Origin of the sequence: Dactylosporangium sp. NPDC000244 (assembly GCF_040300725.1) — a bacterium.
In the GTDB taxonomy this organism is placed as follows: domain Bacteria; phylum Actinomycetota; class Actinomycetes; order Mycobacteriales; family Micromonosporaceae; genus Dactylosporangium.
The window spans coordinates 17,963-40,270 of record NZ_JBEPEH010000002.1; the positions used below are offsets into that span (position 1 = coordinate 17,963).

Genomic DNA, 22,308 nt, shown 5'->3' on the forward strand with positions numbered 1-22,308 from the left:
GGCCCGCGGCCGCGGGGACGTGACCGCGGGCTCCAAGCAAGCACTGGAGCGGGGCTCAGGCCCGCTCGGCGACCAGCACGTGGAACGGCAGCCCGGGCACCTGCCGCTGGACGATGTTCGTGAAGCCCGCGTTCGTGATCATGTCGTGGTGGGCCTGCTGCGAGTGCACCTCGCCGGCGGCCGTCCACGACAGCATGAGGATCGAGAAGAGGTACGGCTCCGGGTCCTCGGCCGGGGCACCGTCGCGCACGAAGCTCACGACGCCGAGCCGGCCGCCGGGCTTGAGCGCCCGGGCGGCCCGGGTCAGCAGCTCGGTGCACCGCTCCTCGTCGAAGTGGTGCAGCACGTTGGTGACGAGCACCAGGTCGTGCGGGCCTTCGTAGCCGACCTCGAACATGTCGCCGGCGATGAACCCGGCCCGGTCGTGCACGCCGAGCTCGACCGCGTGCTTCTCGGTGATCGGCAGCACGTTGTCCCAGTCGAGCCCGGTCACCCGGGACTGCGGGAAGCGCCGGGCGAGGGTGAAGCCGTAGAGGCCGTGCCCGCAGGCGACGTCGAGGATCGACAGCGGGTCGCGGCCGGCCGCCCACGGCTCGAGCAGGTCGCCCATGACCTTCGCGGTCGGCAGGGTGACGGCGGAGGCGTACTCCGCGAACGTCTCCCAGTAGGCGAAGCCCGGCGTCTCGGCGTTCTGTTCCTCGACGGTGCCGCCGTGGCGCACGGCGTCGGCGAGGCGGCCGAGCGAGTCCCACTCGAAGCGGCTGACCACGACGCGGGTCATGTCGCCGAGGTAGCCCGGGGCGGAGCTGACGAGCACGTCGGCCGCCCCGTCGGCGAGGGCGTACCGCTCGCCGTCGGCGGTGAGCAGCCCGACCGCGGCCAGGGCGTCGAGCAGGATGCGCATGCCGCGCGGGTCGGCCCCGGCGTGTTCGGCCACCGCCGCGGCCGTGCCGGCGCCGCCGTGCACGGCGTCGAACACGCCCAGCTCGACGGCGGTACGCAACAGGCTCGTCTTCTTGTAGGCGCGCATCATCTCGTTGACGCTCGCGCGAGTGACGGTCATGGCAACTCCGCCGTCCACTCGTAGAACGGCTTCGCCTCGGCGTCGCGCATGGTCGGCCACTGCGGGTCGTACGGCGTGATGAGCGTCGACATCTGCCGGTTCACCTCCTGGAACAAGGGGTGGTCACGGTTCTCGTAGAGGCGCTGCCGGAACTCGCCGTCGGCCTCGACCAGGTGCAGGTACAGGCCGCGGAAGCCGTAGAGGGTGCGCCGTTGCGCGCCGATCTGCCGGGGCAGGTCGGTGCCGTCGTGGGCGCCGAAGACCTCGGCGATCCGCTGCTCGTTGCCCTCCGGCAGGCGGCCGATCATCAGAATCTTGTGCTTCACGCGGCCAGCTTGGCAGCGACGGATTGAACCGGGATGGACTCGCGCCGGACCGGCCCGGGTGCGTCCATCAGCTCTCAAGGAGCACTCCAGCGACGGCATTTACGTTCCGCTCATGGCCATCACCGCTTTCGATAGACCCGATGTCCCGGACGGCTGCGCCGAACTGAGCGAACGCGCGCGGGAGCCGGTGGCCGCCGTGCTCGCCTTCCTGCTCACGACCGGACAGCTCACGACCGGACAGCACAGCCCGGACGACCGGGCCGCGGACCACGTCGCCGGCCTGCTCGGCGTCCCGCCCGAACGCCGGGCGCCACTGCTGGCCTGGGCCCGCGGCGAGCTGTCCGGCGAGGACCTGCTGGCCGCGCTGCGGCACCTGGTCGCCTCCCCCGACCTGCTGGAGCAGGGGCTGCTCATCCACTGCCTGCGGGGCATCCGCGCGGGCGCGCTGGAGCCGGAGGAGCTGGTGCGCACGGCGGTCGTCCTGCTGTCCCAGGCGCCCGCGCTGGCCGCCGGGCGGGACCCGGCATGAGCGAGGAGACCGACTGCTGCGTGGTCGGCGGCGGGCCGGCCGGGCTGTTCCTCGGGCTGCTGCTGGCCCGCTGCGGCGTGCGGGTCACGGTGCTGGAGAAGCACGGCGACTTCCTGCGCGACTTCCGCGGCGACACCGTGCACGCCTCGACGCTGCGCCTGCTCGACGAGCTCGGCCTGGGCGAGCGGTTCCAGAAGATCCCGCACCAGCGGCTGGACCGGGTGCGGGTCCAGCTCGACGGGGGCACGTTCGTGCTGCCCGACTTCACGCGACTGCCGCCGCCGTACTCGTACCTGGCCATGGCCCCGCAGTGGGACCTGCTGAACCTGCTGGCCGAGGCGGGCGCCGCCGAGCCGACGTTCCGGCTGGTCATGCGGGCGACGGTGACCGGGCTGCGGGAGTCGGACGGGCGCGTGGCCGGCGTCGAGTACACCGACGCGCAGGGCGAGACCCACCGGCTCGCGGCCGCGTTGACCGTGGCCTGCGACGGGCGCTCGTCGGACGTGCGGCGGCTGGCGGGGCTGGACCCGTACCGCCGCCACTTCGGCGCCCCCGAGGACACCCTGTGGTTCCGGCTGCCCCGCCACCCGGACGATCCCGGGGGCCTCGTCATCCGCTTCTCCAACGGCCGCGGCATGGTGCTCGTCGACCGCGGCGACTACTGGCAGGTGGCGTACCTCATCCAGAAGGGCTCCTACGAGCGCCTCCGGACCCAGGACGTCGACGTGGTGCGGCGCACCGCCGTGGCGCTCCTGCCGTGGCTGGCCGACCGGATCGGCGAGCTGGGCTCGTGGGACGACGTGCGCGTGCTGGACGTGCGGATCGACCGGCTGCGCCGCTGGTACGCCCCGGGCGTGCTCTGCATCGGCGACGCCGCGCACGCCATGTCCCCGATCGCCGGGGTCGGCATCAACCTCGCCGTCCAGGACGCGGTCGCCACCGCCCGGCTGCTCGGCGGCGTGCTCGCGGCCGGGCGGGCGCCCACCGTGCGGCAGCTGGCCGCGGTGCAGCGCCGCCGCCGGTGGCCGACCGTGCTCGTGCAGGGGCTGCAGCGGGTGATCCAGCGCGACGTGTTCACCGGCGACGGCCCCGACGCCGAGCAGAACATCGGCCGCACCGGCGCGAAGCCCGCGCCGCCGATCCGGCTGATGCAGCGCTTCCCGGCGCTGGGCGGCCCGCCGGCCCGGCTGGTCGGCCTCGGCCTGCTCCGCGAACGCCCGCCGCGCCCCGCACTGCGCGACGGGACCACCACAACCGTGAGGGAGATCGCATGACCGAACAGGAGACCGTCGAGGCCCTGATCCTCGCCGTGGGCGGCCGGCCGGACGGCGTGCGCGCCGCCGTCGACCGGCTCGGCCCCGAGCCGGTCGCCGAGGCCGTTGTGGCGGAGCTGCGCTTCCGAGCCGCGCCCCCGGCGGACCTGCCCGAGGTGAACATCCAGCTCGACCTGGTGCACGGCGAGCGGACGCTCGGGTTCGTCGTCACCCTGTCCGGCAAGGGGGCCACCGCCGCCGCCGGACTGGACCCGGACGCGCCGATGTGGATGTCGTACGAGCTCGCCGACCTCGTCCACGCGGTCTACGGCCCCGCCGGCGCCCGGGCCGGGCACACCCGCCGGGTGGAGCTGCGCCTGGGGCGCGACGAGGACGGCCCGCCGAACCCGAAGGCGTACCTCGTGAAGCTCGAACCGGTCGCCCGGGCCGCCGACGCGCTGCTCGGCGCCGTCGACCCGCGCGAGCCGAGCCTGGGCGAGCTGGCCGTGCGCTACGGCACCGACAAGTGGGGCGGCCTGCACTGGTTCGCCCCGCACTACCAGCGGCACTTCAGCGAGCTGCGTGACGAGCCGGTCCGGCTGCTCGAGATCGGCATCGGCGGCTACGAGCAGCCGCACCTCGGCGGCGGCTCGCTGCGCACGTGGAAGCGGTACTTCCGCCGCGGCCTCATCTACGGGCTGGACATCTTCGACAAGTCCGCGCACGACGAGCCCCGCGTCACCACGCTGCGCGGCGACCAGAGCGACCCCGCCTACCTGCGCGAGATGGCCGAGCAGTACGGCCCGTTCGACATCATCGTGGACGACGGCAGCCACATGTCCGGGCACGTCGTGGTGTCGCTGCGCGCGCTGCTGCCCTACGTGCGCCCGGGCGGCTACTACGTGGTGGAGGACCTGATGTTCTCCTACTTCCAGGGCTTCGGCGGCAGCCCGACGGACCTGAACTCGCCGGACACGTCGGTCGGCTTCCTCAAGACGCTCGCCGACGGCCTGCACTACGAGGACCGGCCCGGCCTCGATCCGGCGCAGGCGCGGTACTTCGACCGCAACATCGGCGCCGTGCACTTCTACCGAGGCGTGGCGGTGATCGAGAAGTCGGTCAACGCCGAGGGCTCGCTGCCGCCGTGGATCCCGCGCTCCGGCCTGCCACCCCGCCGAGCGCAATGAACAAGGGGGGCCCGCCGCTCGGCGGGCCCCCCTTGTTTCTCACTTTCAGCGTGCCGCTTCGACCAGCGATTTGATCCGGCCCATCTGCACGGCGCTGGTGCGGTTGATCCGCGCGGTCATGCCGGCGTCGTCGACGGGGGCCGTGGGCTTCATCGCGAAGTCCTGCACCCACCGCATCCGGACCCCGCCCGGGACCTCGGTGTAGTCCCAGTGGATCCGCATGTACTCGAACGGCCCGGTCTCCACCCGGTGCGCGCTGACCGTGCGGGTCGCCGCGTCCGGGGTACGCTCCGAAACCCAGCTCCAGACCCGGCCCTCCTCGTCCGGGTGCATGGTGAGCCGGAAGCGGACGGTCTCGCCCTCGCGGGCCAGCACCTCGGCCGAGGCGTACTCGCTGAACAGCTCCGGCCAGCCCGGCACGTCGTTGGTCAGTTGCCAGACGAGGTCCATGGGCGCGTCGATGACGATCTCGTTCTCCGTGTGCCCGGCCACGGCTCAGGCCGCCGATCGGGCGCGCAGCAGGGCCACGGTGTCCTGCAGCGTGGTCTCCTTCTCCACCAGGCCCTCGGGGATCTCCCGGCCCGTGCGCTGGGCCAGCCGGGCGGCGATCTCCAGCACCGCGAGCGAGTCGAGCCCGATCTCCTCGTAGGTGGCGCCCGGCGCGGCGCCCTCGACGTCGACGCCCGCATCGGCGCCGGCCACCTCCCGCACGACCTGTCGCAGGTCGTCCACAGTGAACTCGGACATGGTCCGTCTCCTTTCGTCGTTCGTTACAGCGACAGCACCAGCGCCGCGTTGAACCCGCCGAAGCCGCGGGCCAGCACGAGCGCGTGGCGCAGGGGGGCCGGGCGAGGGACGCCGAGGACAAGGTCGATCTCGTACTCCGGCGCGGGCGCGGCGGTGCCGGTGGTCGGCGGGATCACCTGGTCCCGCAGGGCCAGCAGCGCCGTCGCGGTGTCGAGGGCGGAGCCGCCCGCGTACAGCCGCCCGGTCATGGACTTGGGCGCCGTCACCGGCACCCCGCCCGGGCCGAAGACCACCCGCAGCGCCTCGGCCTCCAGCCGGTCGGGCTCGGGCGCGCCGTGCCCGTCGGCGAAGACCACGCCGATGTCGCCCGGCTCGAGGCCGGCGTCGGCCAGGGCCAGCTCGATCGCCCGGCGCAGCCCCGGCGGGCGGCCCGGCCGTCCGGGTGCGCCGCCCGGGGGCGGGTCGAAGGTGGCGGCGTAGCCGGCGACCCGGCCGTAGACGCGCGCGCCGCGCTCGGCGGCGCCCGCGGCCGACTCGACGACCAGGATCGCGCCGCCCTCGCCCGGCACGTATCCGGCCGCCGCGGCGTCGAAGGGCCGGTAGTGCCCGTCGCCGCTGAGCAGCCCGCTCGCGCCCTGGCAGACCAGCGCGTACGGCGAGAGCGGCGCCTCGGTGCCGCCCGTGAGCACCAGCCGCGAGCCGGTGCGCACGGCCCGGCGGGCGTCGGCGATCGCGTCGAGCCCGCCCGCCTGCTCGGTCACCCGCACCCCGCACGGGCCCCGCAGGCCGTGCCGGATGGACAGCTGGCCGGTGGTCGCGGCGTAGAACCAGGCGATCGACTGGTACACCCCGACGAACTGCGGCCCCTGGCCCCACAGCTTCTGGATCTCCCGCTGGCCGAACTCGTTGCCGCCGGACGAGCCGGCGGTGATGACGGCGAGCTCGTACTCGGGCCGGCCGGCGAGCTCGGCCCCGGCGTCGAGCAGCGCCAGGTCGGCGCCGCCGAAGGCCAGGTGCGTCCAGCGGTCGGTCTGCACCGCCAGCCGGCCCGGCACCCGCTCCTCGGCGCTGAACGCCTCGACCTGCCCGGCGACGCGCACCGGGAACCCGTCCGGGTCGAAGCGGGTGATGGCCGTGATCCCGTCGCGGCCGGCCAGCGTCGCCGCCCAGTAGTCCTCGTGGCCGATCCCGTTCGGGGCCACGATCCCGAGGCCCGTGAAGACCGCGTCGTCAGCGTTCATGCCGTCAGCGTTCATGCCGCCACCGCCCGGTCCGAGGTGAGCACCACGGCGGTCTGGAAGCCGCCGAAGCCGCTGCCGACGCTGAGCACCGTGTCGACGCGCCGCTCGCGCGCGGTGAGCGGCACGTAGTCCAGGTCGCACTCGGGGTCGGCGTGGTGCAGGTTCGCGGTCGGCGGCACGACGTTGCGGTCGATCGCCAGCGCGCACGCGGCCAGCTCGATGGAGCCGATCGCGCCGAGGGAGTGCCCGACCATGGACTTGATCGAGCTGACCGGGGTGCGGTAGGCGTGCGCGCCGAGGCTGTCCTTGAACGCCGCGGTCTCGTGGCGGTCGTTCTGCTTGGTGCCGGACCCGTGGGCGTTGATGTAGTCCACCGCCTCGGGGTCGAGGCGGGCCTCGCGGAGCGCCTGCCGGATCGCCTCGGCCATCTCGCGGCCGTCGGGCTTGAGGCCGGTCATGTGGAACGCGTTGCTGCGCCCGGCGAAGCCCGCGATCCGGCCGTACACGTGCGCGCCCCGCCGCCGCGCCGCCCCGGCCTCCTCCAGCACCAGCACGGCCGCCCCCTCACCGAGCACGAACCCGTTGCGGGTGCGGTCGAACGGCCGGGAAGCGTGCTCCGGGTCGGCGTTGTCCGGCGAGGTGGCCCGGATGGCGTCGAAGCACGCGACCGTGATCGGCGAGATCGGCGCGTCGGTCGCGCCGGCCAGCACGATGTCGGCCGCGCCCTCCTGCACCAGCCGGAAGCCGTGCCCGACCGCGTCCAGGCCGGAGGTGCACCCGGTGGAGGTGAGCGAGACCGGGCCCTCGGCCCCGGCCAGCCACGCCACCTCGCGCGCCATGGAGCTCGGCACCAGGTAGTCGTAGAGCGGCGCGACCGCGCTGGCCGGGTCGACCCGCCAGTGCTTGCCGCCGTCGCTGACCTCGACGTAGTGGTCCTCGAGCTTGATGGTGCAGCCGACCGCGCTGCCGAGGCTCACCCCGACGCGCTCGGGCGGCACCCGGCCGAACTCCACGCCGCTGTCGCCGAGCGCCTCGCGGGCCGCGACGAGGGCGAACTGGGCCGCCCGGTCGAGGGTGCGCGCCTGCTCGGGGTTCAGCCCGTGGGCGAGCGGGTCGAAGTCGACCTCGGCGGCGATGCGCGAGCGGAAGCCGGTCGCGTCGAACAGCGAGATCGCGCGGGTCGCGGTGCGGCCGGCGGTGAGCAGGTCCCAGAAGGCCTTGCGCCCGACGCCACCGGGCGCGACCACGCCGATCCCGGTGACGACCACCTCGCGCCCGCTCATTCGGCCGGCGCCAGCCGCATCGGGGCCTCCCCGGGGTTCGGCTGCGGCTCGGTGTCGACGTGGCCCAGCTCCGGGCGCGGCGCGAGCGGTCCGAGGTGGAAGACCACGAACGCGTCCGTCGTACCGCGGTTCTCCACCCGGTGCCGCACCTCCTTCGGCACGAAGACGGACTCGTCCGGTCCGAGCGGCACGGGCTCCCCGTCCAGGCGCACGGTGACGTCGCCGCGGACGACGAAGAGGAACTCCTCCGAGTACGGGTGGTAGTGCTCCGAGACGAACTCACCCGGCCGGAGCGTCAGCGCGCCCATGAAGCCCGAGGTGGCGCCGACGGTGGCCGGGCCGAGCAGCACCCGCAGGTCACCGCCGCGGCGGCGGTTCGGGGTCGCGTCGGACAAGCGGATTGCCGGTGGTGTGTGCTTCACGATTGATCTCCCCCTGCTGGGTCTCAGCACCCGGGCGACCGGCGGTGAACCTCGCAACGGCCGGCCGGCAGACACGAGCGATCGTTCCAGCGCCTTCTGGACCGGCCCTCGCGGCGAACTTGAACGCCGCCCGCACGGCCGCGGCCCGCCCCGCGCGCCCGTCGCCGGCGCCGCCGCTCGACCAGCCTGTTCGAAGGCAACTCCCAGGCAGGCAGTGGCGTTCGTCACGCATCCGGCAAATCGCTAGGAGGGTGTCGAGCCGCTCCAGTTCGGCTCCAGTCCGGTTCTGCATATTCACAGAGGTGAACATCGCGAGGAGGCATCAATGAGGGTCCTTTTCACGTTGGCCGCGGCGGAGGCGCACCTGTATCCGCTGGTGCCGCTCGGCTGGGCGTTTCGCGCCGCCGGGCACTCGGTGCTGATGGCGACGAGCGCGGACTTCGTGCCCGCGGTCACCGCCACCGGGCTGCCGGCCGCGGCCGTCGCGGACGAGGTCGACCTGGTCGGGTGGCTGCGGCCGCCGGGCCCGCCACCGGGCTCACCATCGGGCCCCCCGCCGGGCTCACCGTCGGGCCCGCCACCGGGCTCACCGTCGGGCGCCGACCGGGCCGGGCCGCCGTCGCCCGGGGAGATGGCGGCGCGCACCGGCAGGCGCTTCGGCGAGCTCGCGGTGCGGGCCCTCGCCGGCACCCGGGCGCTGGTCGAGCGGTGGCGGCCGGACCTGGTCATCGCCGAGCCGGCCGAGTTCGCGGGCCCGTCGGCGGCGGCCGCGGCCGGGCGGCCCTGGGTGCGCCATCAGTGGGGCCTGCCGCTGCGGCCGGAGCTGGCCGCGAACGCGGTCGAGGCGCTCGCGGCCGGGGGCGGCGGCTGGGCCGAGCCCGCGCGGACGCTGGACGTGTGCCCGGGCAGCGTGCAGTACCCGGGCGTGGACGGCGGGCTGCGGATGCGCTACGTGCCGTTCAACGGCACCGCGGTCGTCGAGCCCTGGCTGCTGGAGCCGCCGGCCCGCCCGCGCGTGCTGCTCACCCTGGGCACGATCCTGCCCCGCGACGAGCGGGCCGAGCCGCTGTGGCGCCGGCTGCTCGAGCAGCTGTCGGGGCTCGGCGCTCAGGTGTGCATCGCGGTTCCCGACCGGCACCGCGCGTCGCTCGGCCCGCTGCCGGACGGGGTGCGGGCGGGCCGGTTGCCGCTGGCCCAGGCCCTCGCGGGGTGCTCGATGATCGTGCACCACGGCGGCTCGGGCACCGCGATGACGGCGATGGCCGCGGGCGTGCCGCAGGTGATCCTGCCGCACTTCGCCGACCAGTTCGGCAACGCCGAGCGCTTCTCGGCCGTCGGGGCGGCCCGGTCGCTGCCGCCGCACGAGGCCTCCGACGCCGAGCTGCGGGAGGCGTGCGAGGCGGTGCTGACCGACCCGGCGCACCGGCGCGCGGCCAAGTCCGTGGCGGCCGAGAACGCCGCCGCGCCGGACCCCCACGAGATCGCCGGGCGATTTCCGTCAAACCTTCAATAGATCCATGCATGACAATGTTACGCGGCACAATTGTTCGCGCCGCAACTTTTCGGGCCGACAAAATCCCTGCTGAACGGGCCTGGAGCGCGGCGAAACCACGCGGGCGCGAGCGATCACGGCCAGAAATTCACGGAGGTGCGACCCACGTCTTACAATAGAGAAATGTCAATTTGCTGACATTGTTGAAAGCGCACCAACTTACGGGGAGTACACGTGCATTTTCGCGTCCTGGGCCCTCTGGAGGTCGAGCACAACGGGAAAGACCTGACACCGCGAGCGGCAAAGCAACGCAAGGTACTCGCGGCGCTCCTCCTGCAGGGCAACCGCCCGGTGAAGATCTCGGAGCTCATCCGCGAGCTCTGGGACGACGAGCCACCGGCCAGCGCGGTGAACACGCTGCAGACCTACGTGCTGCGCATCCGGCGCATGCTGGACGCCGCGGCACCGGAGGGCGGCCGGCCCTCCGGCAAGCACGTCCTGCTCACCGCGCCCGTCGGCTACCAGTTCCGGCTCGGCCACGGCCAGCTCGACCTGCACGACTTCGAGCGGCTCTCCGAGGCCGGCGTCGAGGCCATGCAGCACAACCAGTTCCACATCGCGGCGATGCAGTTCCGCGCCGCGCTCGAGCGCTCGCGCGGACCGGCGCTCGCCGACGTGCAGGCCGGGCCGCTGCTCAGGGTGCACGTGGCCCGCCTGGCCGAGCAGGTGCTGCGGGTGCGCGAGCTGCGCATCGAGGCCAACCTGCGGCTGGGGCGGCACGCGATGCTGATCAGCGAGCTGACCGGCCTCGCCGCCGAGCACCCGACCCACGAACGGTTCCACGGCCAGCTCATGGTGGCCCTCTACACGGCGGGCCGGCGCGCGGAGGCGCTGGACCTCTTCCGCCGGCTGCGCGCCTCGATGGTGCGCGAGCTCGGCCTCGAGCCGGCCGACTGGCTCACGCGGCTGCAGCACGCCATCCTCACCGGCGAGTCCGGGCCGCTGAACCCGGTGGCGACCCCCGCCTACCAGGCCGCCTCGTCGTGGTGAAACGGCGCGAGCGGCGCGATTGGCGAAAATTCGGGCATTGACGTGCATGCCGGAGAAAGGGCGCAGGGCACCGTTCCTCAACAAATGAGGACGGTGCCCCGGCGCGGTATTTCGGAGTCTGGGTCAGGCGAGGAGCCGGACCCCTTCGGCCTGCGGACCCTTCTGACCCTGCGCGATCTCGAACTCGACGCGCTGTCCGTCCTCCAGCGACTTGTAGCCGTCCATCTGAATCGCGGAGAAGTGGACGAAGACGTCCTGCCCCCCGTCGACCGCGATGAACCCGTAGCCCTTCTCGCTGTTGAACCACTTGACGGTGCCCTGTGCCACGGTGCACTTCCTCTACTTCAGACCTTCTGCCTCCCGGCCGGCTGTGGGAAACCGGGCCGCGGTCTTCGACCACAGCCGCCGGGACCGGGGGTGGCTCCAGCGAGAGGAACGACGACCGAACCGCACGGTACAGGAGTAGCCGAGGCGCCGACAGGCCCAAATCGGACAGCAAGGTCACGAATCAAACAGCCGGAAAAGGTCGCCGAGCATGCCTTCTCGCAATTTTTCCCTTGCAGAGTCAAGCATCGCCCGGCGACTACGTGTTACTGACTTTCGGCGCTACACGTGACGGCGTGACTGAACTACACGGAAGCGGCTCGCGACGTAGGCACCGTCGGTGAGCGCGGCATTGGCGGCGGGATTGGCGCCGCTGGCGTGGAAGTCGGAAAACGCGGCCGACTGGTTCACGAAGACGCCGCCCGTAAGGTTGACTGACAAATGCACACCTGCAAGTAGTGCGGCCTCTTCCACGTCGTCGAGGACCTCCGGCGACGTCGAATACACCGAAGCGGTCAATGCGCCCTTCTTCCCGACGGTGTCCGCGAAGATCCGCAAACTGCCCGCCGTGGAATCGGTGGCGACAACGAAGGAAATGGGGCCGAACCACTCCGAGCCATAAGTATCCGCATCACCCGCGCCGAGTTTCCGGATGAGCGGTGTACGGACCGTCGCCGACGCATAGGCCGGGTGTGAAACGTCTGATGATTCGAGCACCGCGTCGCCGACCGTCGCGGCTTTCTGGAGCCTTTCCAGAACGCCCTCGTTCACGATTGCGCCGGTAAGTTCCACGCCCTTCGCGGGCTCCGCGGTGAGCGCCGAGACGGCGCCGGCAATGCCCTGGGCGACCTCGTCGAGACTCTTGTGCCCCTCGTTCGTCGCGATGCCGGCGGCGGGCACGAGAATGTTCTGCGGAGTGGTGCACATCTGCCCGGAGTACAGCACCAACGAGAACCCGATGTTGCGGCACATTCCGGCGAAATCGTCGGTCGAGTCGACCACGATGGTGTTCACGCCGGCCTTCTCGGTGTAGACCACGGCCTGGCGGGCGTTGGCCTCCAGCCAGTCGCCGAACTCGGTCGAGCCGGTGAAGTCGATGATGCGCACCTCGGGCCGCAGGGCCAGCGTCTTCGCGAGCCCCTCGCCGGGCGCCTCGGCGGCCAGCAGCACGAGGTTGGGGTCGAAGCCGGCGTCGGCGAGCGTCTCGCGGGCGATCTTCACGGTGATCGCCAGCGGCAGGACGGCCCCCGGGTGCGGCTTGACGATCACCGGGTTGCCCGTGGCCAGGGACGCGAAGAAGCCCGGGTACGAGTTCCAGGTCGGGAACGTGTTGCAGCCGACGACCAGGGCGGCGCCGCGCGGTACGACATGGAAGGTCTTGGACATGTGCAGCGTCTGGCCCTTGCCCGCGGGCTTCTGCCAGTCGGCCGTGGCCGGGGTGCGCGTCATCTCGCGGTAGGCGTAGGCGACCGCCTCGAGGGCCCGGTCGAACGCGTGCGGCGCGCCGGCCTGGAAGGCCATGACGAAGGCCTGCCCGGTGGTGGCGTGCACGGCGTTGGCGAGCTCGAACGCGGCCTTGTGCAGGCGCGCCAGGATCTCCAGGCACACGCCGGTGCGGGCCTGCGGGCCGGCCGCGCGCCAGGCGGGCATGCCCTCGGCGAGCGCGGCGAACGCGGTGTCGAGGTCGAGGTGGGGGTAGCGCACGTCGAGCGCGATGCCGAAGGGCGAGGCCTCGGTCGCGACCCAGTCGGTGATGCCGGGCTGATCCTTGAGGGGGAAGTCGGCGCCGAGGTAGGCCTTGTACGCCGCCTCGCCGTCGGCGGCGGCGTGCTCGCCGTAGACGCGCGGGCTGGGCGACTCGGGATAGTTTGACCAGTACGCACGCTCGGCGATCGCGGTCAGCGCCCGCTCCAGCGTGTCGGCGTGGCTGGCGAACATGGGGTGTGAGTTCTCCATGGCGCCATCCTGCCACCGCGGAGCGGGCCCGCCGACCATCTGACGAGTTCCCGCGACGGTTCCCCCGGCCGGCAACCTCAGTCCCGGATCGGACCCTGCCAGTTGGCCCAGTGGTCGACGAGGCGGAAGCCCATCGCCTCGTTGATCGCGATCATGTACGAGTTGTCGGCCGCGTTGAACGTGTCGATCGTGGTCACCGCCGGCTCGGCCGCGCGCATCGCCCGCAGGTTGGCGACCTTGGCCACGATGCCGAGCCGGCGGCCGCGGTGCGCGGGGTGCACGAGGGTGATGAGCTGCCAGGCGTGCCAGTCGACGGTCCGGGCGACCCTGATCGCGGTCCAGGCCACCAGGCGGCCGCTCGCCTCGTGGACGAGCCCGGCCTCGTAGCGCCGCGAGCCCCAGGCCACAAACGCGGCGTGCTGGGTGCGCAGCCGCTCCGCGTCGACCCGCTCGGGCTCGTAGTCGAGCTCACCCATCGGGGTCTCGGTCACGAACGAGCTGTCCAGTGCGGCGAGGTCCTCGACGTGCTCCTCCGGCAGCGCGTCGCCCCAGTGCACGAGGCGGTAGCCGGCGGCCCTCGCCCGGCCCTCCGCGTAGAGCCGGTCGAGCGCGGCCTCGTCGGCGTCGGCGAGCAGCAGCCGGCGGCGGGCGTCGAGCAGGCCGTTCGTCATGCCGCACGACTCGGCGAACCCGGCGGGTTCGGCCGGGCCGAAGCCGAGCACCCGCGTGCGGCCGTCGGCGCGGGCGACGGCGGCCGCGTGCGCGAAGAGGGCCCGGCCGACGCCCCGCCGCCGGTGGGCCGGGCGGACGTGGATGTCGACGTGGGCCTTGTCGAGGTTCTCGTGGCGGGGCAGGTCGAGCTGGACGGCACCGACCGGCTCGCCGCCCTGCCGGGCCAGGAAGCGGTGGCGGAATTCTCGGGGCGGCGGGACGCGCCACTGCATGTCGTACTGATACCGGCATTCCGGCGGCAGATCGGGCCGGTCCGCGTGGACCGACTCACCGACGATCTCGAACGCCGCGTCGACGGCCGCCGGGTCATCGGCGCGCACCTCGACGATCTCGAGCGTGTGCGGGGTCATGGGCCTCAGGGTGTCGCCGAGCGGCGGCTCCCGGCAATCCATTTATCCCCGGAAATGGTCGGGAGGACGCTCGCCAGCACCTCCGGTGCTGTGGTCGCGGATCCAGGGATCTCGCGGCGACACGTCCTCCCGCACCGAGCATCCTGAACCCCGGGACCTAGGGCGTCAAGTCACCCATCCGACATTCCGCGCAGCAACGACTACGCTCGGTATCGATCATCTCCCCCACTTGGACGAGGCACCCCTCGTCCAAGTGTGGAAGCGCTCTCTGCAGATCAACGGACCGTGATCGCGGGAGCGAAAAAATCATCCGAGCAGACCGGCCTCGCGGGCCGACTTCAGCGACGGCTTGACCCGGTGCGTGGGAACGGCCCGGTCGGCGACCGCATCGAGGGTCTTGAGGCCGTCGCCGGTGTTGAAGATGACCGTCTCCGCGTTCGGGTCGAGCTTGCCGGACTCGACGAGCTTCTTGAGCACCGCGGTGGTGACCCCGCCGGCCGTCTCGGCGTAGACGCCGGCGGTCCGGGCGAGCAGCTGGATGCCCTCGCGGATCTCGTCGTCGCCGACGTACTCCATCCATCCGCCGGTGCGCCGCACGGACTCCAGCGCGTAGACCCCGGCGGCCGGGTCGCCGATGTTGAGGGACTTGGCGATGCCGGTCGGCTTCACCGGGGTGATCTCGTCGGTGCCGTCGTGCAGCGCCTTCGCGATCGGGTTGCAGCCGGCCGACTGGGCGCCGAACACCTTCCACTCGGTCGGCGGGACGAGCCCGATCTCGACGAGCTCGGCGAACGCCTTGTCGATCTTCGTGAGCAGCTCGCCGCTGGCCATCGGGATGACCACCTGGGCCGGGATGCGCCAGCCGAGCTGCTCGGCCACCTCGTAGCCGAGCGTCTTGGAGCCCTCGGCGTAGAAGGGCCGCACGTTGACGTTGACGAACGCGGTGTTCTCGAACTCGTCGGTCTCGGTGAGCTCCGAGCACAGGCGGTTGACCTCGTCGTAGGAGCCCTCGATGGCGACGACCTCGCCGCCGTACACGGCCGTCATGACGACCTTGCCGGGCTCCAGATCGGCCGGGATGAACACGGTCGAGGGGACGCCGGCCCGCGCGGCGTGCGCGGCGACGCTGTTGGCGAGGTTGCCGGTGGAGGCGCAGGAGTAGCGCGTGAAGCCCAGCGCCTTCGCCGCGGTCAGTGCCACGGACACGACGCGGTCCTTGAACGAGTGCGTCGGGTTGGCGGAGTCGTCCTTGACGTAGAGCGGCGCGGTGAACCCGAGCTCCCGGCCCAGCCCGTCGGCCCGCACCAGCGGCGTCAGGCCCGGGTCCAGGGTCACGCGGGTTTCGGGGTCCAGCCCGACGGGCAGCAGCGGCGCGTAGCGCCAGATGTTCTTCGGCCCCGCCTCGATCTGCTCGCGGGTCACCTTGGCCAGCGCCGCCGCGTCGTAGCCGACCTCGAGCGGGCCGAAACACTCGTAACACGCGTGCTGCGCGGCGAGCGGGAACGTCGCCCCGCACCCGCGGCAGACCAGGTTGCGGGCGGGCGAGTCGGTGAAGACGCTGAGCGTCGAGGTCATGGCAGAGGCCTTCCTCTCATCTTTCCCAAAGCGCACGGGCGTGCACCGGGACGGATTTGGCACCTACCGCGACAAGCCTCGTCTTCGAGCACACGTCGCAGGGGTTGCCGGGGCTTCATCGGGCCGTATCCCTCTGCCCCTCTGGATGAGGTATTGAGTTGTGGGTGCAGCTGTACCCGAGTGTAAGGGGCACCACCGGCCCCCGGGTATGAGTCATCTCACGAGCTGGGCCGGGCTAGCGTTTCAGGCATGCACCCTGCGGCGGCGGACTGGTTCACGCGGCGCACCTCCCGCTGGCCCGACTGGCCGGCCGACGAGGTGCTCGCGGCGAAGGGTGACACCCGGGTCAGCGTGGTGCTGCCCGCGCTCGACGAGGAGCCCACGGTCGGGGAGATCGTCACCGGGGTGCGCAGCCTCGGCCCCCTGGTCGACGAGCTGATCGTGGTCGACTCCGGCTCGGTGGACCGCACCGCCGAGGTCGCCGCGGCCGCGGGCGCCACCGTGCACCACCGCGACGACATCCTCCCGGCGACCGGCTCGCGGCCGGGCAAGGGCGAGGTGCTGTGGAAGGCGCTCGCCGTCACCAAGGGCGACATCCTGGTGTACGTCGACGCCGACCTCACCGACTTCCGGCCCCACTTCGTGACCGGGCTGCTGGGCCCGCTGCTGGCCGACCCGGCGACCCTGATGGTGAAGGCGTTCTACGACCGGCCCCTGCTCGACGTCTCCGCGGCCGGCGGCGGCCGGGTCACCGAGCTGGCCGCCCGCCCGCTGCTCAACGCGCACTTCCCGGAGCTGGCCGGGGTCGTGCAGCCGCTCGCCGGCGAGTACGCGGCCCGCCGCACCCTGCTCGAGTCGCTGCCGTTCGCGGCCGGCTACGGCGTGGAGACCGGCCTGCTCATCGACGCCTGGCGCGCGCACGGGCTCGACGCGGTCGCCCAGGTCGACCTGGGCCAGCGCACCCACGGCCACCAGGACACGGCCGCGCTGGGCCGCATGGCGGCGACGATCCTGCAGACGATCAACGCCCGCGTGTCGCCGAGCCACTCCCTCTGGCCGACGTTGACGCAGTTCGAGCGGCGGGATTCGGCGGTGGTACCGCACGAGACGGCCGTCGCCCACCCCGACCGCCCCCCGATGGTGACCGTCCCCGGCTACACCGCCTGAGCCTCGTCCCGCGCTCCTTCTGCTTCCCCGGCTTCTTCTGCTTCCCCGGCTTCTGCCGCGGCTTCCGCTTCTGCCGCTTCTTCCGCGGCTTCCGCTTCGTCCGCGGCTTCCGCCTCTGCTGCGGCTTCCGCCCGGCGCGGGTCGGGGCCGAGCAGCAACGCCGCCAGCCCGGCGGTGACCAGCACCGAGACGCCCGCCGTCGCCGGTCCCGGGCCGCCCGTGACCAGGGCGCCGAGCGCGAGCCCGGCCCCGGCGCCGGCCGCGACCACCAGCCGCACCGCGAGGCGCGCGGCCACCGGACCGTCGAGGTACGCCGCCGTCGCCACCGCGAGCGCGCCCCCGAACAGCACCAGCGGGACCGCGATCGACCAGCCGTCGGCGAGCCCGGACGGCCCGAGCACCGCCCCCGCGGCCGCGTGCAGCGCGGCGACCGGCAGCGCGATCGCGGCCCCGGTTCCGGCCGAGACGGCGACCCGCCGCCGGGCGAGCGCGCCCGGGCGCGGCTGGAGCCACCCCAGCGACTCCGGCCGGTAGTCCTCGTCCAGCCCGTGCCGGTCGCGGGGCAGCCGCAGCACCGCGAGCCCGGCGGCCCCGGCCAGGGCCGCGACCACCAGCCCGGCGGGCGCCCAGGCGGGCAGGTCGCCGGCGGCGAGCCCGAGCCCGAGCGCGACCAGCGCCCGCAGGCGGTGCAGGGAGGCCGGGCGGCCGATGAGGTACTGCAGCAGCGCCGCGAGCGTGAGCGCCGCCAGGCCCGCGAGCGCCCAGCCCAGCACCGCCCCGCCCGGGCGCCACGGCTCGGCCGCGAACCCGAGCGCGGCCACGACCAGCCCGGCCACCTCGGCCAGCACCGCCACGGCGACCGCGAGCATCACGCCCACGACTCCTCCAGCCCGTGCCGCTCGCGGGGGCGGCCCAGCACGACCAGCGCGACGATGCCGGTGAGCAGCGCGGCCACCAGGGTCCAGTAGTGCCCGCGCCACTCGGGCTCGGGCGGCGGGACGACGCCGTACCAGTTCGGCAGGTACCACACGACGACCCCGGCCGCGGTCGCCACCAGGGCGCGCAGCCGGGCGAGGGCGCGGCCGCGGCCGGTGACGTAGCCGAGGAGGGCGGCCATCGTGGCCAGGCCGAGCCCGCCGAGCACCAGGATCATGAACGTGCCGCCCAGGGAGAGCTCGCTCTCGGCCACCGTGTTGGTCATCGACCGGTTCGGGTCGATCCGATCGGCGATCGCCTGGCTCGCGGAGACCTGGTGCATGAAGCCGGGCAGGAACAGCGCCAGGGCGATCAGCTCCGCGCAGACGGCGGCGATGACGGCGAGCATCAGCCTCACGGCGACGACGATAAGGCTCAGGCGGCCCGGGCGTCGTCCGTCGCGGGCACGAAGCGCCACAGCTGGGCGGTCGCGGTGCCGGCGCCCACGATGGCGACGCCGAGGGCGGCCCACTCGGCGGTCAGCAGCCACCACGGCGTCTCGATGATCGCGACCGGCGGCTCGCCGGAGATGGAGGCGACCACCAGCACGACCGCGACCAGGAGCATCAGCACCAGCAGCAGGACCGAGACGAGCCGCAGCATCCACCGGCCGGTGCGGCCGCCGAGGCGGGCCATGACCGTGCTGCCCGCGGCTATTGTGGCGCCGAACGCGCTCGCGATCGCGCCGATGAGCGTGAAGATCTTCGCGGTCTGCGCCTCCACCGGGCCCCGGGTCAGGTTCGAGCTCTGGGCGAAGTGGGTCCACTCGTAGAGGTGGGTCTGGTCGTAGTACAGCCCGGCCGCGAGGGCGGCGAGCCCCACGGCCAGGGCACATGCGCCGGCTAAGGCGGAGATCCGCATGGACGGGCACCCTACCCGCCGGTAGGGGCCCGTCCAATGCTGGTCAGCTCACGACGTCCTTGCGCAGGAAGCGCCACCAGGCCAATGAGAAGAAGACGGTGGCGTAGACCAGGGACGCGATCGCGCCCTTGACCAGGTCGTCGGTCTGCATCGGGCTCGACAGCAGGCCCAGCCAGGCGTCGGCGTAGTGCGTCGGCAGCACGGTGCGCAGGTTTCCCAGCGCGGTGATCTGGTCGAGGATGTTCGACAGGATCTGCAGGAGCACCGCCCCGCCGACGGCGCCGAGCGGGGCGTCGGTCGACACCGAGAGCAGGAACGCGAGGGAGGCGACGACGAGCAGGGTGACGCAGAGGTACGCCACGATCTCCATCAGCCGCACGATGCTCGTCCCGGCCGCGATCTCGCCGCCGATCGGTGCGCTCAGTGGCGCCCAGCCGTAGCGCAGGGTGCCCGCGGCGAGCGCCGTCGCCACCAGGATCAGGATCGCCGCGAGGCTGTAGAGCATCGACACGGCGAGCTTGATGCCCAGCAGGCGGGAGCGCGGGACCGGCATCGCCAGGAGGTACCGCAGACTCCCCCAGCTCGCCTCGGACGCCACGGTGTCGCCGTGGAAGAGCGCCACCACGACGACGAGCAGGAAGCCGGCCGAGACGAGCAGGGTGAAGAGGGTGAAGTTCGGCCCGCCGCTCGTGGCCAGGTCGGACAGGCGGGAGAACTCGCCGCCCCCGCCGCCGTTGTCGTTCGAGTTGCCGCTGTCGAGCTGGAACGCGGTCAGGATGATCAGCGGGAGCAGCACCATGAAGCCCAGCGCGAGCTGGGTGCGCCGCCGCGAGCCCTGCCGGCGGATCTCCGTCCACAGCGAGAGGGTCGCGCCCGGCCGATACCCGGCCGCGCCCCCGACAACCTCCGTGGTGCTCATGCCGACACCTCCGCTTCGCTCCGGCGCCGGCCTGAGCTGAACCTGTGCTGCTGACGAGCGGCCACTCCGCTTCGCTCCGTACCGCTCATTCCCGCTCCCCGCTCGCCTTGGTGTCCCCGCCCACCAGGGACAGGAACGCATCCTCCAGCCGCCGCCGCGGCGTGACCCGGTCGATGCCGACCCCGGCCCGCACGAGCGCCGCGACGACCTCGGCCCGCGGCGTGCCGTCGATGTCGATGACCAGCCCGCGCCCACCGGACCAGGCCACCGAGCGCACCCCGGCCACCTCGCCCAGCACCTTCTCGGCCTCGTCGACGTCGGAGACGTCCAGCTGCACCGTCGGCGAGTCGCCCACGATGTCCTCGACCGGCCCGGCCGCGACCACCTCGCCCCGGTGCATGACCACCACGTCGGTGCAGGTCTGCTCCACCTCGGCGAGCAGGTGGCTGGAGACCAGCACGGCCCGGCCGCCGGTGGCGTAGCGGCGCAGCACCTTGCGCATCTCGGCGATCTGCGGCGGGTCGAGCCCGTCCGTCGGCTCGTCGAGCACCAGCAGCTCCGGCAGGCCGAGCATGGCCTGGGCGATCGCGAGGCGCTGGCGCATGCCGTGGCTGTACGTCTTCACCCGCCGGTGCACCGCGTTGCCGAGCCCGGCGATGTCGTACGCCTCCTCGAAGTGCGCGTCCGCCGCGGGCCGGCCGGTGGCGCGCCAGTACAGCTCCAGGTTCTGCGCCCCGGTCAGGTGGGGCAGGAAGCCCGGCCCCTCGACGAGCGCGCCGACCCGGGACAGCACCGGCGAGCCGGGCAGCAGCCGGTGCCCGAAGACCAGGATCTCGCCGGCTGTGGGCCGGGTCAGGCCCATGAGCACGCGCAGCGAGGTGGTCTTGCCGGCCCCGTTCGGCCCCAGCAGACCGACGACCTGTCCCCTGTGGACGGTGAAGTCCACCTTGGAGACGGCGACGAAGTCCTTGTACTCCTTGCGCAGGCCCCGCACCACGAGCGGCGTGTCCACGTGCTCGGTGTCGACGCTGCGATCGATGCGCCGGGCCCGGCCGCGGGCCACCAGCAGCGCGATCACGAGCGCGAGGGCGATCGCGGCGACGAGGGCGGCCAGGACGTACCGCCAGATGACGTCCGGGTTCGCGATCGGCGTCCCGGCGGCGGCGGGCAGGGTGATCGCCCCGTCGACCGCGACGGTGTAGACGACCGGCTCCGGCGGCGACCAGTAGGCGGTGTCGGCGGTCGCCACGGTGATCCCGACCCGGCTGCCGGCCTCGAAGCGGTGCACGACGGCGGGGAGGATGACGGTGATCGGTACCGCATCCGCGATGTCCTTCGGCAGGCCCGTCAGCTTGATCGGGGCGATCAGCCCGTCCGGGATCGACGGGGTGCCCTTGGACGGCAGGTCGTAGAGCTTCACGAACAGCGTCGCCTCGCCGGTCGGGGACGCCGCGCGGATCTTGACCCGCGGCGCGCCGGCGGTGTCGAGCGCGGCGCCCAGCGGGGCCGAGACGAAGTCGGCGTGCTGGCCAGGGATCTCCCGCGAGACGCCCGAGGCCAGGCCGCTGGAGCCGAGCAGGCTCGACAGTCCGGCCAGCGGCAGCGACGAGATCCCCGCCGGGTTGCCGTCCGGCGGGTTGGCGATCGGCTGGGCCGGCCCGCTCAGGTCCACCGTGGTCCCCGCGCCGGTGATGCCCGGGTAGGTGTCCACCTTCGAGGCGGCGGTGACCAGGCCGCGGCCCTGGGCGTTGAGGCCGGAGACGCGCGAGTAGGTGAAGCTGTTCTCCGGCGCCTTGCCGTTGCCCTTCACGTAGTGGTCGAGCCACTGCCCGGTGAGCAGCTTCAGCCGGTCGACCTCGGACTGCGGGCCGGTGCCGCCGTCGTGGCCGCCGGTGAACCACGCGACCCGCACCGGGGTGCCCGTGGCCGCGATGCCGCGCGCGTTCGCGTCGCCCTCGCTGAGCGGGAACAGCGTGTCGACCTGCCCCTGGACCAGCAGCGTCGGCGCCTTGATCTTCTCCAGCACCGACGACGGCGAGGACTTGCGCAGCAGGGCCTCCGCGGCCGGGGTGGCCTTCCCGGTCGTGGCGATGTCGAGGTAGGCCCGGCAGACGTCGGCCGCGAAGCGCCCGCACTGCGGGTTTCCCGGGTTCTCGGAGGCGCCGAAGAACTGCCCGGCCCACTGCTTCTTGAACACCCCGCCGGGCAGGAACACGTTGACCAGGTCGTTCCACGTGATCATCGGCACGATGGCGTCGACCCGGGTGTCCTGGGCGCCCAGCATCAGCGCCAGCGCCCCGCCGTAGGAGCCGCCGACCGCGGCCACCTTGGGGTCGTTGCCGGACTTGGCGATGTCGGGCCGCGCGGCGAGCCAGTCGATGAGCCGCTGGGCGTCCTTCACCTCCCAGTCGGGGCTGTCGAGGTGGATCTCGCCGGTCGAGCGGCCGAAGCCCTGGGCCGTCCAGGCCAGGACGGCGTAGCCCTGCTCGGCGTACAACTCGGCGTCGCTCTTCACGCTCTGCTTCGTGCCGCCGAAGCCGTGCGCGAGCAGGATCGCCGGCACCGGGGCCGCCGAGCTCGCGGACTTGGGCAGGTAGAGCGTCGAGTCGAGGGTGACCTCGTCGGTGTCGCCGGGCCCGGTGCGGACCGTAAGCATCTGGTCGGTGGTGCGGTAGCTCTTCGGCGCGGGGGCCGCGGCCCACCCCACCAGCCCCGCGACCAGCACGATCCCGACGGCGCCGGCGATGATCTGGCGCCGGCTGAGGCTCGGGAGACGAAATCGCATTGACCAAACGTACGCACCGGATGTTGCGGAAAGTGGAAAGACTCAGCCCCTTCACAGCAACAGCTACGCTC

Annotated in this window: 22 protein-coding genes and 1 riboswitch; of the genes, 6 read left to right on the forward strand and 16 right to left on the reverse strand. The window is 72.9% G+C overall.

Translation table 11 applies throughout. The features are described 5' to 3' along the window. Nucleotides 1-55: 55 nt before the first annotated feature. Together ABT369_RS02600 and ABT369_RS02605 are read right to left on the reverse strand one after the other, a co-directional pair. Nucleotides 56-1,063, reverse strand: coding sequence for a methyltransferase (locus tag ABT369_RS02600; RefSeq protein ID WP_350609920.1), 1,008 nt, complete (start codon nucleotides 1,061-1,063; stop codon nucleotides 56-58). Further along, a complete protein-coding gene (locus tag ABT369_RS02605) occupies nucleotides 1,060-1,389 on the reverse strand; it encodes a TcmI family type II polyketide cyclase (RefSeq protein ID WP_350609921.1) in 330 nt (109 codons plus the stop codon). The genes ABT369_RS02600 and ABT369_RS02605 overlap by 4 nt, the downstream gene beginning before the upstream one ends. A 112-nt stretch (nucleotides 1,390-1,501) precedes the next feature. Between ABT369_RS02605 and ABT369_RS02610 the strand changes: the two genes are divergently transcribed. The 3 genes from ABT369_RS02610 to ABT369_RS02620 are packed head-to-tail and all read left to right on the forward strand — an operon-like array spanning nucleotide 1,502 to nucleotide 4,358. Continuing rightward, nucleotides 1,502-1,918, forward strand: coding sequence for a hypothetical protein (locus ABT369_RS02610; RefSeq protein ID WP_350609922.1), 417 nt, complete (start codon nucleotides 1,502-1,504; stop codon nucleotides 1,916-1,918). Further along, nucleotides 1,915-3,192: an FAD-dependent oxidoreductase gene (locus ABT369_RS02615; RefSeq protein WP_350609923.1), complete on the forward strand. Its 1,278-nt coding sequence runs from the start codon at nucleotides 1,915-1,917 to the stop codon at nucleotides 3,190-3,192. The genes ABT369_RS02610 and ABT369_RS02615 overlap by 4 nt, the downstream gene beginning before the upstream one ends. After that, on the forward strand, nucleotides 3,189-4,358 hold the full coding sequence (locus tag ABT369_RS02620) for a class I SAM-dependent methyltransferase (RefSeq protein WP_350609924.1): 1,170 nt from the start codon (nucleotides 3,189-3,191) through the stop codon (nucleotides 4,356-4,358). Before ABT369_RS02615 ends, ABT369_RS02620 begins: the two co-directional genes overlap by 4 nt. 45 nt (nucleotides 4,359-4,403) lie before the next feature. Here the strand turns inward: ABT369_RS02620 and ABT369_RS57895 are convergent, their stop codons facing one another. Genes ABT369_RS57895 through ABT369_RS02640 form a run of 5 tightly spaced genes read right to left on the reverse strand, consistent with a single transcriptional unit; the run spans nucleotide 4,404 to nucleotide 8,054 of the window. Further along, nucleotides 4,404-4,850 (reverse strand): SRPBCC family protein, encoded by a 447-nt coding sequence (locus tag ABT369_RS57895; protein ID WP_502891686.1) that lies wholly within the window; start codon nucleotides 4,848-4,850, stop codon nucleotides 4,404-4,406. 3 nt (nucleotides 4,851-4,853) lie between these two features. After that, nucleotides 4,854-5,105, reverse strand: a complete 252-nt coding sequence (locus ABT369_RS57900; protein WP_502891687.1) for an acyl carrier protein — start codon at nucleotides 5,103-5,105, stop codon at nucleotides 4,854-4,856. Between the two features lie 23 nt (nucleotides 5,106-5,128). Further along, nucleotides 5,129-6,346 carry a ketosynthase chain-length factor gene (locus tag ABT369_RS02630; RefSeq protein WP_350609925.1) on the reverse strand — a complete coding sequence of 406 codons (1,218 nt, stop codon included), beginning with the start codon at nucleotides 6,344-6,346 and terminating at the stop codon, nucleotides 5,129-5,131. An 11-nt stretch (nucleotides 6,347-6,357) separates the two neighbouring features. Beyond that, nucleotides 6,358-7,629 (reverse strand): beta-ketoacyl-[acyl-carrier-protein] synthase family protein, encoded by a 1,272-nt coding sequence (locus tag ABT369_RS02635; protein ID WP_350609926.1) that lies wholly within the window; start codon nucleotides 7,627-7,629, stop codon nucleotides 6,358-6,360. Further along, on the reverse strand, nucleotides 7,626-8,054 hold the full coding sequence (locus ABT369_RS02640; RefSeq protein WP_502891698.1) for a cupin domain-containing protein: 429 nt from the start codon (nucleotides 8,052-8,054) through the stop codon (nucleotides 7,626-7,628). The genes ABT369_RS02635 and ABT369_RS02640 overlap by 4 nt, the downstream gene beginning before the upstream one ends. A gap of 322 nt (nucleotides 8,055-8,376) precedes the next feature. Between ABT369_RS02640 and ABT369_RS02645 the strand changes: the two genes are divergently transcribed. Continuing rightward, a complete protein-coding gene (locus tag ABT369_RS02645; protein ID WP_350609928.1) occupies nucleotides 8,377-9,564 on the forward strand; it encodes a nucleotide disphospho-sugar-binding domain-containing protein in 1,188 nt (395 codons plus the stop codon). A 213-nt stretch (nucleotides 9,565-9,777) separates the two neighbouring features. Further along, the gene (locus ABT369_RS02650) at nucleotides 9,778-10,593 is read left to right on the forward strand and encodes an AfsR/SARP family transcriptional regulator (RefSeq protein ID WP_350609929.1); all 816 of its coding nucleotides are present in this window, start codon (nucleotides 9,778-9,780) and stop codon (nucleotides 10,591-10,593) included. A gap of 123 nt (nucleotides 10,594-10,716) precedes the next feature. On the opposite strand, the gene ABT369_RS02655 is transcribed toward ABT369_RS02650, so the two are convergent. From ABT369_RS02655 to thrC, 4 genes are all read right to left on the reverse strand, one after another. Continuing rightward, nucleotides 10,717-10,920 (reverse strand): cold-shock protein, encoded by a 204-nt coding sequence (locus ABT369_RS02655; RefSeq protein WP_190251253.1) that lies wholly within the window; start codon nucleotides 10,918-10,920, stop codon nucleotides 10,717-10,719. A gap of 279 nt (nucleotides 10,921-11,199) precedes the next feature. Next, nucleotides 11,200-12,873, reverse strand: coding sequence for a phenylacetic acid degradation protein PaaN (paaN, locus tag ABT369_RS02660; RefSeq protein WP_350609930.1), 1,674 nt, complete (start codon nucleotides 12,871-12,873; stop codon nucleotides 11,200-11,202). A gap of 77 nt (nucleotides 12,874-12,950) precedes the next feature. Next, nucleotides 12,951-13,955, reverse strand: a complete 1,005-nt coding sequence (locus ABT369_RS02665) for a GNAT family N-acetyltransferase (RefSeq protein WP_350609931.1) — start codon at nucleotides 13,953-13,955, stop codon at nucleotides 12,951-12,953. Nucleotides 13,956-14,261: 306 nt separating this feature from the next. Continuing rightward, on the reverse strand, nucleotides 14,262-15,530 hold the full coding sequence (thrC, locus tag ABT369_RS02670) for a threonine synthase (protein ID WP_350609932.1): 1,269 nt from the start codon (nucleotides 15,528-15,530) through the stop codon (nucleotides 14,262-14,264). 13 nt (nucleotides 15,531-15,543) lie between these two features. Then, a riboswitch (SAM riboswitch) is annotated at nucleotides 15,544-15,682 on the reverse strand. A gap of 97 nt (nucleotides 15,683-15,779) precedes the next feature. Here thrC and ABT369_RS02675 point away from each other — a divergent pair. Continuing rightward, nucleotides 15,780-16,697, forward strand: a complete 918-nt coding sequence (locus ABT369_RS02675) for a glucosyl-3-phosphoglycerate synthase (protein WP_350609933.1) — start codon at nucleotides 15,780-15,782, stop codon at nucleotides 16,695-16,697. Here the strand turns inward: ABT369_RS02675 and ABT369_RS02680 are convergent. The 5 genes from ABT369_RS02680 to ABT369_RS02700 form a co-directional block, all read right to left on the reverse strand. Further along, nucleotides 16,685-17,575, reverse strand: a complete 891-nt coding sequence (locus ABT369_RS02680; RefSeq protein ID WP_350609934.1) for a hypothetical protein — start codon at nucleotides 17,573-17,575, stop codon at nucleotides 16,685-16,687. The genes ABT369_RS02675 and ABT369_RS02680 overlap by 13 nt on opposite strands. Continuing rightward, on the reverse strand, nucleotides 17,566-18,030 hold the full coding sequence (locus ABT369_RS02685) for a hypothetical protein (RefSeq protein ID WP_350609935.1): 465 nt from the start codon (nucleotides 18,028-18,030) through the stop codon (nucleotides 17,566-17,568). The genes ABT369_RS02680 and ABT369_RS02685 overlap by 10 nt, the downstream gene beginning before the upstream one ends. Nucleotides 18,031-18,047: 17 nt before the next feature. Next, nucleotides 18,048-18,533: a hypothetical protein gene (locus ABT369_RS02690; protein WP_350609936.1), complete on the reverse strand. Its 486-nt coding sequence runs from the start codon at nucleotides 18,531-18,533 to the stop codon at nucleotides 18,048-18,050. Between the two features lie 43 nt (nucleotides 18,534-18,576). Further along, complete coding sequence (locus tag ABT369_RS02695) at nucleotides 18,577-19,452, reverse strand: ABC transporter permease (RefSeq protein ID WP_350609937.1); 876 nt, start codon at nucleotides 19,450-19,452, stop codon at nucleotides 18,577-18,579. A gap of 85 nt (nucleotides 19,453-19,537) precedes the next feature. Beyond that, nucleotides 19,538-22,237: an alpha/beta fold hydrolase gene (locus ABT369_RS02700; protein ID WP_350609938.1), complete on the reverse strand. Its 2,700-nt coding sequence runs from the start codon at nucleotides 22,235-22,237 to the stop codon at nucleotides 19,538-19,540. Nucleotides 22,238-22,308: the final 71 nt, after the last annotated feature.